Origin of the sequence: uncultured Thiothrix sp. (genome assembly GCF_937873765.1) — a bacterium.
Lineage (GTDB): Bacteria > Pseudomonadota > Gammaproteobacteria > Thiotrichales > Thiotrichaceae > Thiolinea.
This window is the reverse complement of sequence record NZ_CALMZC010000039.1, coordinates 22,201-34,518: the sequence shown is the minus strand read 5'-3', so window position 1 is coordinate 34,518 and position 12,318 is coordinate 22,201. Positions and strand designations below refer to the sequence as shown.

The following is a 12,318-nucleotide window of genomic DNA, read 5'->3' as shown; positions in this document are numbered from 1 at the left end:
CGGCCTAGTTAACCCCTTTTAACGAAGCCGCTATTGCGGGTTAGCTGAATTCAGTACATAGGCGGGAGGAGTGTATGAAGTGGCTTGATCGTCTGGAAGAAATATTTATTACCTTTCTGATTGCAGCCGCCACCTTGGTAATTTTCGTAGCGGTCGTGCATCGTTATGCATCAGGTTGGCCTTTAGGTGCTTTTCAGGATTTCTTACTCAAAATTCATCTGAGCTGGGCACAAGAGCTGTGCATCATTCTCTTTGTATGGATGGCTAAATTTGGTGCGGCTTATGGAGTCCGTCAAGGCATTCACGTAGGTGTAGATGTATTGGTCAATCGGTTGAACCCTGAAAAGCGCCGGATTATCACTATTTTCGCTCTCTGTGCTTGTATCCTATTCACCGGTATTGTCGCCCTGTTAGGAGCGATGATGGTGTGGGAAAACGGTCTGGCTTACGTACTCTTATCCAGCCTAGGTATGGAAACAGGCGAGCATTATGAAGGGCCAACTACCCCTGACTTGGAATGGCCGACTTGGATTGTCTACATGGCTGTGCCTTTAGGCTCTTCGTTGATGTGTTTCCGCTTTATTCAAGTGTTAGTCACCTATCTACGCACGGGTGAAATGCCCCATCACGATCATGGACATGTCGATGGCTTAGAAGACGAACTGAAAACAGTTACCGTGGGGCATAAATCGTGAGCGCCTTAATTATCTTTGGTTTACTAATGATTCTCATGCTCACGGGCATGCCGATTTCGATTGCTTTAGGTTTAACGGTTCTGACCTTCTTATTCACTATGACGGAAGTGCCGATTGAAGCCGTCGCTTTAAAGCTGTTCACTGGTATTGAAAAGTTTGAAATCATGGCGATTCCTTTCTTCATCTTGGCAGGTAACTTCCTGACCCACGGTGGAGTAGCTCGACGGATGATTAACTTCGCGTCTTCGATGGTGGGTCACTGGTACGGTGGTTTAGGCCTAGCTGGTGTGTTGGCTTGTGCTTTATTCGCAGCCGTTTCTGGCTCTAGCCCAGCAACAGTAGTAGCCATCGGCTCTATTCTGTTACCCGCCATGTTAAAAGCAGGTTTTCCTAAAAACTTTGGCGCAGGTGTAATCACCACCTCGGGTGCTTTAGGCATTTTGATCCCACCCTCTATTGTCATGGTTATGTATGCGGTCGCCACCAATAGCTCGGTCGGTGCTTTGTTTATGGCGGGGGTTGTTCCGGGCTTAATGCTAGCGGGTTTTTTAGGTTTTACCACTTGGTATCGCGCCCGCAAATTTGATTACCCACGTCAACCTAAAGCTGATCTGGCTACTCGCTGGAAAGCTTTCCGTGATTCGATTTGGGGCTTGATGCTGATCATTGTGGTCATGGGGGGTATCTATACTGGTATTTTCACCCCAACTGAAGCCGCCGCAATGAGCGCAGTTTATGCCTTTTTTGTAGCTGTGTTTGTGTATAAGGACATGGGTTTGAAAGATGTGCCTAAAGTCTTGCTGAACTCTGCGAGCATGTCGGCGATGTTGCTGTATATCATCACCAATGCCGTCATGTTCTCCTTCATTCTCACCAATGAGCAAATTCCACAGACCTTAGCGGATTGGATGCTAGCACAAGGGATGAATGCCATTATTTTCCTATTAGCCGTAAACATTTTATTACTGTTGGCAGGCAACTTCATGGAGCCGTCTAGCATTGTGTTGATCTTTGCACCGATCCTATTCCCGATGGCCATGAAATTAGGTATCGACCCGATTCACTTCGGCATCATCATGGTAGTGAATATGGAGGTAGGGATGTGTCACCCACCGGTAGGTTTGAATCTATATGTGGCTTCAGGAATTACCAAAATGGGCATTACTGAACTCACTATTGCCGTGTGGCCATGGCTCTTGTCGATGTTGGCTTTCTTAGTATTGGTCACTTATGTACCAGCCATTAGTTTATGGTTCCCTAAGTTATTAGGCGTTATGTAAACAATTTCTCGTCGGGGCATCTGTCATCCATCTTGAGATGCCCTTTTTAAGTACCGCTAAATTCCCTAATTCCCATGTAATCGCTACACTAGGCCTACTAATTTTGGTAGAGGAAGCCTACTTAATGTACAAAGTCATTGTCCAACCCAGTGGTCATACGTTTAACGCTGAAGAACAAGAAAATCTACTGGATGCTGGGTTAAGACAAGGTATTGCGCTTCCCTATAGCTGTCGCAGTGGTTCTTGTGGTTCTTGTATGGTTACTCTAAAGCAAGGTAGTGTTGATTATCCTCAAGGTGAGCCGCTTGCACTGTCCCCTTATGATATGGAGCAAGGTCGAGCACTCTTATGCCAAGCAATTGCTCTTACTGATTTAGAAATTGATTGCCCTCAAGTCGGTGAGCTAGCGGATATTGAAGTTAAAACCTTACCGGTACGTGTCGAAAAACTGCGCAAGCTCAATAACGATGTGATGGAAATGACTTTGAAGCTGCCCGCGACTGAGCGCTTACGCTTTATGGCCGGTCAATATATTGATCTCTTATTACGCGATGGCAAACGCCGCAGTTTTTCGATTGCGAATGCCCCGCTAGGTGAGAATTTTCTTGAGCTACATATTCGCCATGTACCGAATGGACATTTCACCTCGCATGTATTCACTGATATGAAAGAAAAAGCCTTGATGCGTATGCAAGGCCCTTTAGGTAGTTTCTATATTCGTGAACTCACCCATCCAGTCATTTTAGTCGGGGGTGGTACCGGTTTTGCCCCACTCAAAAGCATGATGGAGTATTTAAAGCTGAAGGGCTTTGACCAAAACGTTTATTTATATTGGGGCGTGCGTAGTAAAGAAGATCTGTATATGGATTATTTGCCACGTGATTGGATGAATCGCTATCCACAGTTCAAATATATCCCTGTACTCTCTGAACCTAAACCCGAAGATAATTGGCAAGGTCGTAGTGGTTGGGTACATGAAGCCGTGGTGAACGATTTTCCAGATTTGACCGGCTATCAAGTATATATGAGCGGCCCCCCACCCATGATTATTACTGGACGTGAAGCCTTTTTAGCGCGCGGCTTACACTCTGAAAATTTATATTCAGATTCATTCGATTACAGCCCAGACACTTTAAAATCTTTGGCTGAGCAACAAGTATGAGTAAAAATTGGGGATTAGCGTTCGAATTACATCCACACCTGGCAGCGGATACTTTTTTAGTCGGTAACTTGCCTTTGTGCCGCGTACTGCTCATGAACGAGAGCCGTTATCCTTGGCTAATTTTAGTCCCACAGCGCCATGGAATCCGCGAGATTTATCAACTGTCTCCAGCAGAGCGCACACAGCTTTGGGAAGAATCCGATTTAGTCAGCCGACAACTGATGCACTTGTTCAAAGCGGATAAGCTAAATATTGCTGCTTTAGGCAATATGGTACCGCAATTACACCTGCATCATATCGCGCGTTTCAAAACGGATGAAGCTTGGCCTGCGCCGGTGTGGGGTAAGTTTAAACCGGACGCTTATACAGCAGCGGCAGCAGAGGCCTTACTGCTGCAACTCCGCCAAGCCTTAAAGATTTAAACTTGGCTTATTTCGGACGCGCTTCCAGCATATCGTGAATGATGGGGTTAAGAATTAACTCCATCGCTAAAGTCATTTTCCCACCCGGTACCACGATGCTGTTACGCCGCGACATGAAGGAATCATGGATCATAGCTAGTAAATAAGGAAAATCAGTATCGAATTTTTTTGGATCACGAAAACGAATCACCACGAAGCTTTCGTCCGGTGATGGAATATCACGTGCAATAAATGGGTTGGAAGTATCCACGGTAGGAACACGTTGGAAATTAATATCAGTGCGTGAAAACTGTGGGGTAATATGATTAATATAATCAGGCATCCGACGCAAAATCGTATCCACGGTCGCTTCGGCAGTGTAACCACGCTCTGCATGATCGCGATGAATTTTTTGAATCCACTCTAGATTAACACTAGGTACAACCCCAATCCCTAAATCTACGTATTGCGCGACATTATAATTGCCATAGCGCTTATCTTTGGTTTCATCTACCACTAAGCCATGCAAACCCTCGTAAAAGAGAATATCGGTCTCAGCCTCTACCTCTTCCCAAGGCGTAAACTCCCCTGAACCAGCCCTACAGTCCACACCTTTCTTTGTTAACCGCTGGACATGCTCACGAGCCTCATCTTCATTGTGAAGATAATAACGCTTCTTGCCAGTGCCTGTTTCACTGTAAGATTTGAACAGCGCTTCTAAAGCATGAAAGTCATTGGCTCCAGGACCAAAGTGGCTAAAGTTCGGCTCCTCTTTAGAGCGCTGCTTAAATTCAGCACGTGTCACGCCATGAAAACTATCACCTTCAATGATGGCTGCTTTGATTTTTTCACGGCGGAAAATACCCTCAAAAGTACGTTTAACGAAGGTCGTCCCTGCTCCGGATGAACCAGTCACCGCGATAACTGGATGCAACTTAGACATATCCACCCCTTAATCAATCAAAGTATATAACACTCATTCTAGCCAATGGTCTCGACTTAGCTGTATATGTCTTTGGGTAGGGACAGCTAAGCGTCTAGAGATAGACTGAGTTATCCACAGTTTAGCCGTTATTCACAGCGCAGACTGTGGATAACTCAGTTGATGAATTTTTATAAGTCTACGCTAAGACAAATAAGTTTTTGTATATTTTTAAGCTAAAGTAATGAAAAGTAATAAAAAACCAACTTATCGAAGCTTGAGGAGCCTGAATTGGTCATTAATAAATTTTACTTATGTATGTTGATAAGTCTGCAAAAAACTAACGCCGCAGGGGCATTACCAATCCCAATGAGCTTATTATTCTAGCAGCATCCCAAAACTGAATAAGCTATGATAGCCTCCTTTTTTGCTAAGCAGTTTTGCGGTAATTCTCATATGAAGCAGTCCACTAGCCCCCGTGTCGGTTTTGTTAGCCTCGGTTGTCCAAAAGCACTCGTCGATTCTGAGCGTATTTTGACCCAATTACGCGCGGAAGGTTATGCGATTAGTCCGACTTATAATGATGCCGATTTGGTGGTCATCAACACCTGCGGGTTTATTGACTCTGCCATTCAAGAGTCGTTGGATGCGATTGGCGAAGCCTTGGATGAAAACGGCAAAGTGATTGTCACGGGTTGTTTAGGTGCGGATGCGGAGAAAGTCTTAAGCGCCTACCCGAATGTGCTCGCGGTGACCGGCGCGCATGCGTATGCAGCCGTGATGAACTCGGTGCACGAGCATTTGCCGCCACTGCATGATCCCTATACCGATTTAGTTCCCCCGCAAGGTATCCGCTTAACCCCGCGCCATTATGCTTATCTGAAAATTTCAGAGGGCTGCAATCATCGTTGTTCGTTCTGCATTATTCCGCATTTGCGTGGTGATTTAGTCTCGCGCCCGATTGGCGATGTGATGCAGGAAGCCGAAAATTTAGTGAATGCGGGCGTGAAAGAATTACTAGTCATTTCCCAAGATACCAGCGCTTATGGCATTGATACGAAATACCGTACTGGTTTTTGGAAAGGTCGCCCGATTAAAACCCATAGCCAACAATTAGCCGAAGCCTTGGGCGAATTGGGCGTGTGGACACGTTTGCATTATGTGTATCCTTATCCGCATGTGGATAATCTACTGCCGCTCATGGCCGAAGGTAAAATCCTGCCTTATTTAGATATTCCCTTTCAACATGCTAGCCCACGGATTCTCAAGGATATGCGTCGCCCCGCTCATGCGGAAAAAGTGTTAGAGCGCATTACTAAATGGCGCGAACAATGCCCTGATATTGCCGTGCGCAGTACCTTTATTGTCGGCTTCCCCGGTGAAACTGACGAAGATTTTGAAACCTTGCTAGATTTCTTGGAGGAAGCGCAATTAGATCGAGTGGGTGCATTTGCTTATTCTCCCGTTGAAGGCGCACCCGCCAATGACTTAGCCAATCCAGTACCTGAAGCAGTTAAAGAAGCGCGCTTAGAACGCTTTATGGAATTACAGGCTGAAATTAGCACAAATAAACTCAGCAGCTTAATTGGTAAAACAATGCAAGTGCTGATTGATGAAGCCGGTGATGATGTCAGCATTGGTCGGACTTATCGCGATGCACCGGAAATTGACGGGCAAGTCATTATTGAAGGGGCGGAATTGCCTGTAGGTGAGTTCACCACTGTGATGATTACACATGCGGATGAGCATGATCTTTGGGGTGAACGGGTTTAGCAAATTCCCAGTTTAACCCGTGTTTTAGACCGCCATTCTTTAAGTGTTAAACCTGAGCATAAGGCAGCTAATTTAGCTTGTCTTATGAGCCTTGGCTTGCGATGCTTATGACTCTATTTATTCATCATTCAGGCTGGGGCATCGGTTTATGTTGAAGAATACAGTGGTAATTGCAGCGCTTTTAATTTTTTCGACAATCACTTACTACCTTTATCAATACTACAAAATCCCAGCAGGCGTTGAGCCACAAAGCGGTAATGACGAGCTAATTGCTTGGCTTTCCTTAGGTGCTTCTATTATCTCTTTAATTACAGCCGTTATTGGGTTAATTGAAAAAGTAATTGAGAAAAAGAAGTCGTCATGAAAAAGCGCTTAAGCTTGATAATTTTATGGGCTTGCTTGCAACAGCCAAGCTGGGCGGCTGAAGGAATTGATCAGGTTTATGAAACTGAGTCCACAACAACTTGGGGTGAACGCTTATTCTCAGCGTTTCAACGTCCTAATTTTAATAAAAGCTATGCGGTAGTGATCGGTGTAAGTAGTTTTCGCGACTTTAGCACTTTGAGTAATCCTGAAGATCCTGAGCGTATTAAAAATTATTTGCTGGATGAAGCGGGTTTTGATTATGTGCACCTGCTGACTGAAGATAAGGTCACACCAGAGCGTGTACGCCAAATTATGGTGGATGAATTGCGCACTAAAATCGGTGAGCAAGATCGTTTATTGTTCTATTGGGCGGGGCATGGAGCGACTTTGAAAAATGGTGAGCGCAGTTTCGGTTATTTACCAACAGCACGCTCTGGCCATGATGAATACTCCACAATGCTGGATATGGAAGATTTAGCTAAGTGGGATAAGCGCTTAAACGCTAAGCAAACCCTCTATTTATTGGATGCCTGCTTTAGTGGGGGTGCAGCGGTGATTCCACAAAGCGACAATCAAGCGCGCACCTTAAAACAAATCGCCCGCCCTAGTCGGCAAATCATCACCGCAGGCTTAGCTGATCAAGAAACCTTCGTCTTGCCTGAGCTGGGCAGCAGTGTTTTTACCAATGCCGTGTTGGATGGTTTGCGGGGTCGAGCGGACTTAGCCATTGATGGCGTTAAAGATGGCGTGATTTCAGCACGTGAGCTAGAGCTATTTATTAAAAAGCGGGTGGATGATGTGCGAACTGAGGTCGAATGGAAGCATCCTATTACACCGCAGTTAAGCCGTTTACCTAATAGTGAAGAGGGTGATTTCTTTTTCTTTTCACCTAAAACCGTAGCGGCTGCTAAAGAGCAAGAGGATGAACCAACATCACGCCAACCGGCAGAAACTCAGGCGATGTCAGAAGCTAAGACCAAGACAGAGCGCCTGCCCTTCGAGCCAGAAATGGTGCCTATTCCAGCGGGAAGCTTCACGATGGGTTGCGTGGCAGGGCGCGATGATGTGCAGGGTCGTTGTGCAGAAAATGAAAAACCACCCCACACCGTTAGCCTACCTGCTTTTCAGCTCGGCAAATATGAAGTGACTTTTGACGAATGGGATGCCTGTGAACGTGCCAAGGCTTGCCCCCATGCGGAGGATATGGGCTGGGGTCGAGGTCGGCGACCAGTGATTAATGTCAGTTGGAATGATATTACCCAAAAATATATCCCTTGGTTAAACCAACAAACTGGCAAACGTTATCGGCTACCGACGGAAGCGGAATGGGAATATGCGGCACGCGCGGGGGAAGAGTCAGACTATCCTTGGGGTGAGAAAATTAACTGTGCTCAGGCACGTTATGGTAGTTTTTCAGACGAATGTAAAGATTCAGACAAAACCGTTACAGTAGGTTCGTATGCCGCTAATGCTTGGGGCTTATATGATACGAGTGGAAATGTGTGGGAATGGGTACAAGACGGGTATGGTGAAGATTACTACCGCATCAGCCCTGCCAGTGCCCCGGAGGGGTCATCTTCTGGGACTCGCCGCGTGTTGCGTGGTGGTTCATGGTACGATGGCGGCCAGTACTTGCGTTCTGCCCGCCGGAACCGCAACGCGCCTGATTATCGGTACAACTACATCGGTTTCCGCTTTGCTCTAGGTCATTGAGCTTCAAGGCGGCGGAGCCGCAGGGCGTGAGCGGAGTAAGCGTTGGCCGGCGCGTTACGGAGTAGCGCCAGCGAAGGCTGGAGGCGTTCACGCAGGGGTGCAGGGGCTAGCCCCTGCTCGAAATTTTTTTAGTATCGCAGGTATTGAACTCTTGTTAAAATGGACTAAACTAGTCTAGTTTTATTAAACAGGAGTGACTTATGGAACTCGCGAAAATTAATCCCGAAACTCAAGTCTGGAGTGTCGCTGAAGCTAAAGCGCGGCTTTCTGAGCTATTACGTCGCGCTAACGATACGCCCCAATTCATTGGCACAAAAAAATCTTATGTCTTAATCTCGCAAGAAACTTGGCAAGCTTTGTCTCAACCTAAACAACCGCTAGGGCAGTGGCTGGTGGAACGCATGGCTGGAGTAGGTGAATTGGAACTCCCTGAACGTCAAGAACCTGAGCGCGAGATTCCCTTTCAATGAGCCAAGCTTATTTATTGGACACGAATATCCTTTCAGAACTGTGCAAGCCGCAACCCGACCCCAAACTGATCCAATTTGTGGCTCAACAAGCACAAGCATGGCTGTCGATTATTACCGTACACGAGTTGGAATATGGCTTAAATTTATTGCCCGAAGGAAATCGGCGCAGTCAATTAGCCGAAACCATTCAATTATTATTAAATCAATACACTGCTTTCGTGCTACCCATTCAGCAAGCAGAAGCCAGCCAAGCGGCTCGCTTACGTGCGCAGGCAAAACAACAAGGTCGGATTATCCATTTAGCCGATGCGCTGATTGCCGGAACTGCGCTAGTGCATGGCTTGACGATTGCGACCCGTAATATTAAAGACTTTGAAGGTTTAGGGCTTAACTTAGTGAATCCTTTTTCAAGTTGAATAAAGAGATCAGTTTGTTATTCCAAAAACAGCCCTCGCTCCAAGCCATATTTTTTCATCTTATCCGCTAAGGTTTTACGTGGAATATCCAGCGCTTCCATCGCTTGTTTAATATTGCCGTTGTAGCGATTCAGCACTTGCTCAATCAACGTCTTTTCATAGCAGGCCACTTGATCAGCGAGTGATAAACCATCGGGTACACCGTCTGCATTCATCAGCGCTGCCAAATCATAACTATAAGCGTCCCCTAACAACACATAGCGCTCAGCAATATTGCGCAGCTCACGAATATTCCCCGGCCAATCATGCCCTAATAACACATGCAGGGCTTTGCTATCGAGCGGCGGAACTTCTAATTCTGAACGAGCCGCTGCAATCAGCATAAAATGTTGAAATAGCATGGGAATATCTTCACGACGTGTGCGCAAAGGCGGAACTTCCAGCGTGACAACATTGAGGCGGTAATAAAGATCACGCCGGAATTCAGCCCGCTCAGCGGCCTCTTTTAAATCGACTTTAGTCGCTGCCACCACCCGAATATCCAGCGGCAATAATTGATTCGAGCCTAAACGCTCAATCTGCCGCTCTTGTAAAACACGCAGCAGGGGCATTTGTGTGGTGATGGGCATACTTTCGATTTCATCTAAAAAGAGTGTGCCACCATTGGCATGTTCAAACTTGCCGATGCGTAAACCCTTCGCGCCCGTGAAAGCCCCTGCTTCATGCCCAAATAATTCGCTGTCGATTAAATTGGCCGGAATCGCGCCGCAATTAATCGCTACATAATTATGATTACGGCGCTTACTTTGTTCGTGCAACGAGCGGGCAACTAACTCTTTACCTGTACCCGTTTCTCCCCAGACTAAGACATCTGCATCGACATTGGCAATCCGCGTAATCATTTTACGCAAAGCAACAATGCTGGGTGCTTGCCCAATAATCCGTGGGCCTAAACGGGTTTGTTGTTGAGCTAACTCCGCTTTTAAAGCACGGTTTTCTAAAGTCAGACGGCGTTTTTCCAAGGCACGCTTTACACTTTCAATTAAAGCATTAGTCGCAAACGGTTTTTCGAGAAGATCATACGCACCATCCCGAATCGCATTCACAGCTAAAGCCACATCAGCATGCCCACTAATTAGAATCACTGGAAAATCAACATCCCGCTGGTGAACCTGCTCCATTAACTCCAAGCCATCCATCTGTGGCATGCGAATATCGGTAATCAGCAGACCATCAAAATCGGCCTGTAATTTCGGCAAAACCTCCGCAGCACTCGCAAAAGTTTCCACTTCAAAACCAGCTAACATTAATGACTGCCCTACTGAATCTCGAATGATTTTTTCATCATCCACTAGCAGCAGTTTAGTCATGTTTAATCTCCGATGAAGTTTCCACATAGGGCAGCAGCAAGCTAAAAATTGCTCCACCTTCCGGCGCATTTTCGGCTAATAATTCGCCTTGCATATCTTTGGCTAAGCGATAGGAAATGGATAAACCTAAGCCCAAACCCTTGCCTAAGGCTTTCGTCGTAAAGAAAGGCTCAAATAAATGCGGCTTATCTTGTTCTTGAATCCCTGCGCCATTATCGCGTACTTGGATCCTCACTTTATCAGCCACGCGCTGAGTAGTCAGCCAAACTTGACCCTCAGCCTGTGACGCGGCCGCATCAATGGCATTACTGAGCAAATTCACCAAAATCTGCTCCAGCCAAACCAAATCAGCCTTCACCCATTCAAGGTCGGCTGCCCGCTGATCGTGGAGGATCACTTGAGTTTGAGCCAGCTTAGGATGCACAATTAAAAAAGCTGAATCCAAAGCCACCTGCAAAGGGCAGTCACTAATACTCCCGCTACTTTTTCGGGAGAAAATCTTTAACTGGCGGGTGATCGTCGCCATACGCTCGGTCAAGGCGGAAATCTCCTGCAAGTTAGCCTTAGCAAGATCGGGATGGCCGCGCTCTAAAAACTGCTTAGCATTATCCGCATAAGCGCGGATTGCTCCTAAGGGGTTATTCAGTTCATGATTAATCGCGGCAGATAGTTGTCCAAGCGCAGCCATTTTAGTTGCTTGCACCAAACCCTCTTGAGCCAAGCGTAATTCTCGCGTGCGTTCTTCGACCTTCGATTCCAACGCTTCCATTGCTGCCTGCTTATAGCGCCTGCGCTGGGATTGATTTTTCCAAAGTAATAAGACTAATAAACTAGTGAGTAAGCACAATACCGCCGTTATAGCTACAGCAGTAGCGGCTGGACGGGTAATCTCTTTCCAGTCTAATAAGACATAAACCTGCCAACCCGCTGTCTCCATATTGTGCTCTGCCAACAGATATGGCTGGTCTTCCAGCCAAGCTTGTTGATAGGATGGACTGAGCGCTACTAAGCGAAACTCTTCTAAAGGTACAAGCGGTTTTTCCAAATAGCGTTTTACATCGCGAATCGCTTGACGACGCAACTCCGTGAGTGGCTTGATCGTTTTAAATAACCAATCACTATTACTTGCTAAAAAGATAATACCCTCTGAATCCGTCACTAAAAATTTAATCGGGGCGGATTGCCATAAAGCCTCAATCTCGGCCACATTCACCTTAACAGTCACAACGCCTAGCGCACGCCCCGTCTCATCACTGACAGGATAAGCAAAATAGTAGCCTCGCTCATTCGATGTCGTCCCTACTGCATAATAGCGGCCTAATTGACCTTGAATCGCCTGTTGAAAATAAGGGCGAAAGGCAAAGTTTTTTCCAATAAAGCTCTGCTCTTTAGCCCAATTACTAGCGGCTACGGTATCGCCATTCGCCAGCATTAAATAAATATCTAAAGTTCCTGCAATTTTATTAATACGCTCTAAATACCCGCTAAGTGCTTTCGTACTAATGGTATTGGTTTTTTTCTGTAAGTAATCTTGAATGACGGGTTCTTCAGCGAGCAAGATAGGTAAATAACTATGGCGCGCTAACACAGCGTCTAAAGATCCGACTAAACGCGTTAAATAGTTTTTTGAGCTTTCTTCTAAACGGTTTTATGCGGAAAAACTTACTGAATAATATACAGTGGATAACACTAAGGTGGCAGTCAATAAAAATAAACCAAGAATAGTTTTTTTAGAGAGCTGCCGATGTTT

Annotated in this window: 12 protein-coding genes; 9 read left to right on the top strand and 3 right to left on the bottom strand. The window is 46.0% G+C overall.

Annotation, left to right across the window (positions count from 1 at the left end; translation table 11 throughout):
• Positions 1–74 precede the first annotated feature (74 nt).
• The 4 genes from Q0307_RS11260 to Q0307_RS11245 all read left to right on the top strand — a co-directional run bounded on the left by Q0307_RS11260 (position 75) and on the right by Q0307_RS11245 (position 3,559).
• On the top strand, positions 75–695 hold the full coding sequence (locus tag Q0307_RS11260; protein ID WP_298660592.1) for a TRAP transporter small permease: 621 nt from the start codon (positions 75–77) through the stop codon (positions 693–695).
• Positions 692–1,975, top strand: coding sequence for a TRAP transporter large permease (locus Q0307_RS11255; protein ID WP_298660590.1), 1,284 nt, complete (start codon positions 692–694; stop codon positions 1,973–1,975). The genes Q0307_RS11260 and Q0307_RS11255 overlap by 4 nt, the downstream gene beginning before the upstream one ends.
• Before the next feature lie 124 nt (positions 1,976–2,099).
• On the top strand, positions 2,100–3,137 hold the full coding sequence (locus tag Q0307_RS11250) for a CDP-6-deoxy-delta-3,4-glucoseen reductase (protein ID WP_298660588.1): 1,038 nt from the start codon (positions 2,100–2,102) through the stop codon (positions 3,135–3,137).
• Positions 3,134–3,559, top strand: a complete 426-nt coding sequence (locus tag Q0307_RS11245) for an HIT domain-containing protein (RefSeq protein WP_298660586.1) — start codon at positions 3,134–3,136, stop codon at positions 3,557–3,559. Before Q0307_RS11250 ends, Q0307_RS11245 begins: the two co-directional genes overlap by 4 nt.
• A gap of 7 nt (positions 3,560–3,566) precedes the next feature.
• On the opposite strand, the gene Q0307_RS11240 is transcribed toward Q0307_RS11245, so the two are convergent.
• Positions 3,567–4,481 (bottom strand): phosphoribulokinase, encoded by a 915-nt coding sequence (locus Q0307_RS11240; RefSeq protein ID WP_298660584.1) that lies wholly within the window; start codon positions 4,479–4,481, stop codon positions 3,567–3,569.
• Positions 4,482–4,916: 435 nt separating this feature from the next.
• On the opposite strand from Q0307_RS11240, the gene rimO reads away from it, so the two are divergent.
• The 5 genes from rimO to Q0307_RS11215 all read left to right on the top strand — a co-directional run bounded on the left by rimO (position 4,917) and on the right by Q0307_RS11215 (position 9,198).
• A complete protein-coding gene (gene rimO / locus Q0307_RS11235) occupies positions 4,917–6,233 on the top strand; it encodes a 30S ribosomal protein S12 methylthiotransferase RimO (protein WP_298660582.1) in 1,317 nt (438 codons plus the stop codon).
• A gap of 148 nt (positions 6,234–6,381) precedes the next feature.
• The gene (locus tag Q0307_RS11230) at positions 6,382–6,597 is read left to right on the top strand and encodes a hypothetical protein (protein ID WP_298660580.1); all 216 of its coding nucleotides are present in this window, start codon (positions 6,382–6,384) and stop codon (positions 6,595–6,597) included.
• Positions 6,594–8,312, top strand: a complete 1,719-nt coding sequence (locus tag Q0307_RS11225) for an SUMF1/EgtB/PvdO family nonheme iron enzyme (protein ID WP_298660578.1) — start codon at positions 6,594–6,596, stop codon at positions 8,310–8,312. The genes Q0307_RS11230 and Q0307_RS11225 overlap by 4 nt, the downstream gene beginning before the upstream one ends.
• Positions 8,313–8,512: 200 nt before the next feature.
• Positions 8,513–8,782: a type II toxin-antitoxin system prevent-host-death family antitoxin gene (locus tag Q0307_RS11220; RefSeq protein WP_298660576.1), complete on the top strand. Its 270-nt coding sequence runs from the start codon at positions 8,513–8,515 to the stop codon at positions 8,780–8,782.
• Positions 8,779–9,198 (top strand): type II toxin-antitoxin system VapC family toxin, encoded by a 420-nt coding sequence (locus Q0307_RS11215; RefSeq protein WP_298660574.1) that lies wholly within the window; start codon positions 8,779–8,781, stop codon positions 9,196–9,198. Before Q0307_RS11220 ends, Q0307_RS11215 begins: the two co-directional genes overlap by 4 nt.
• A 17-nt stretch (positions 9,199–9,215) precedes the next feature.
• Here Q0307_RS11215 and Q0307_RS11210 read toward each other — a convergent pair whose 3' ends face one another.
• On the bottom strand, positions 9,216–10,568 hold the full coding sequence (locus Q0307_RS11210) for a sigma-54 dependent transcriptional regulator (protein ID WP_298660572.1): 1,353 nt from the start codon (positions 10,566–10,568) through the stop codon (positions 9,216–9,218).
• Positions 10,561–12,156 (bottom strand): ATP-binding protein, encoded by a 1,596-nt coding sequence (locus Q0307_RS11205; protein WP_298660570.1) that lies wholly within the window; start codon positions 12,154–12,156, stop codon positions 10,561–10,563. The genes Q0307_RS11210 and Q0307_RS11205 overlap by 8 nt, the downstream gene beginning before the upstream one ends.
• Positions 12,157–12,318 lie beyond the last annotated feature (162 nt).

Bases quoted from the DNA above. Each gene is read 5' to 3' on its own strand.
- Q0307_RS11260 (WP_298660592.1), top strand. From the start codon at position 75: ATGAAGTGGCTTGATCGTCTGGAAGAAATATTTATTACCTTTCTGATT.
- Q0307_RS11250 (WP_298660588.1), top strand. From the start codon at position 2,100: ATGTACAAAGTCATTGTCCAACCCAGTGGTCATACGTTTAACGCTGAA.
- Q0307_RS11245 (WP_298660586.1), top strand. From the start codon at position 3,134: ATGAGTAAAAATTGGGGATTAGCGTTCGAATTACATCCACACCTGGCA.
- Q0307_RS11240 (WP_298660584.1), bottom strand. From the start codon at position 4,481: ATGTCTAAGTTGCATCCAGTTATCGCGGTGACTGGTTCATCCGGAGCA.
- rimO (WP_298660582.1), top strand. From the start codon at position 4,917: ATGAAGCAGTCCACTAGCCCCCGTGTCGGTTTTGTTAGCCTCGGTTGT.
- Q0307_RS11230 (WP_298660580.1), top strand. From the start codon at position 6,382: ATGTTGAAGAATACAGTGGTAATTGCAGCGCTTTTAATTTTTTCGACA.
- Q0307_RS11225 (WP_298660578.1), top strand. From the start codon at position 6,594: ATGAAAAAGCGCTTAAGCTTGATAATTTTATGGGCTTGCTTGCAACAG.
- Q0307_RS11220 (WP_298660576.1), top strand. From the start codon at position 8,513: ATGGAACTCGCGAAAATTAATCCCGAAACTCAAGTCTGGAGTGTCGCT.
- Q0307_RS11215 (WP_298660574.1), top strand. From the start codon at position 8,779: ATGAGCCAAGCTTATTTATTGGACACGAATATCCTTTCAGAACTGTGC.
- Q0307_RS11210 (WP_298660572.1), bottom strand. From the start codon at position 10,568: ATGACTAAACTGCTGCTAGTGGATGATGAAAAAATCATTCGAGATTCA.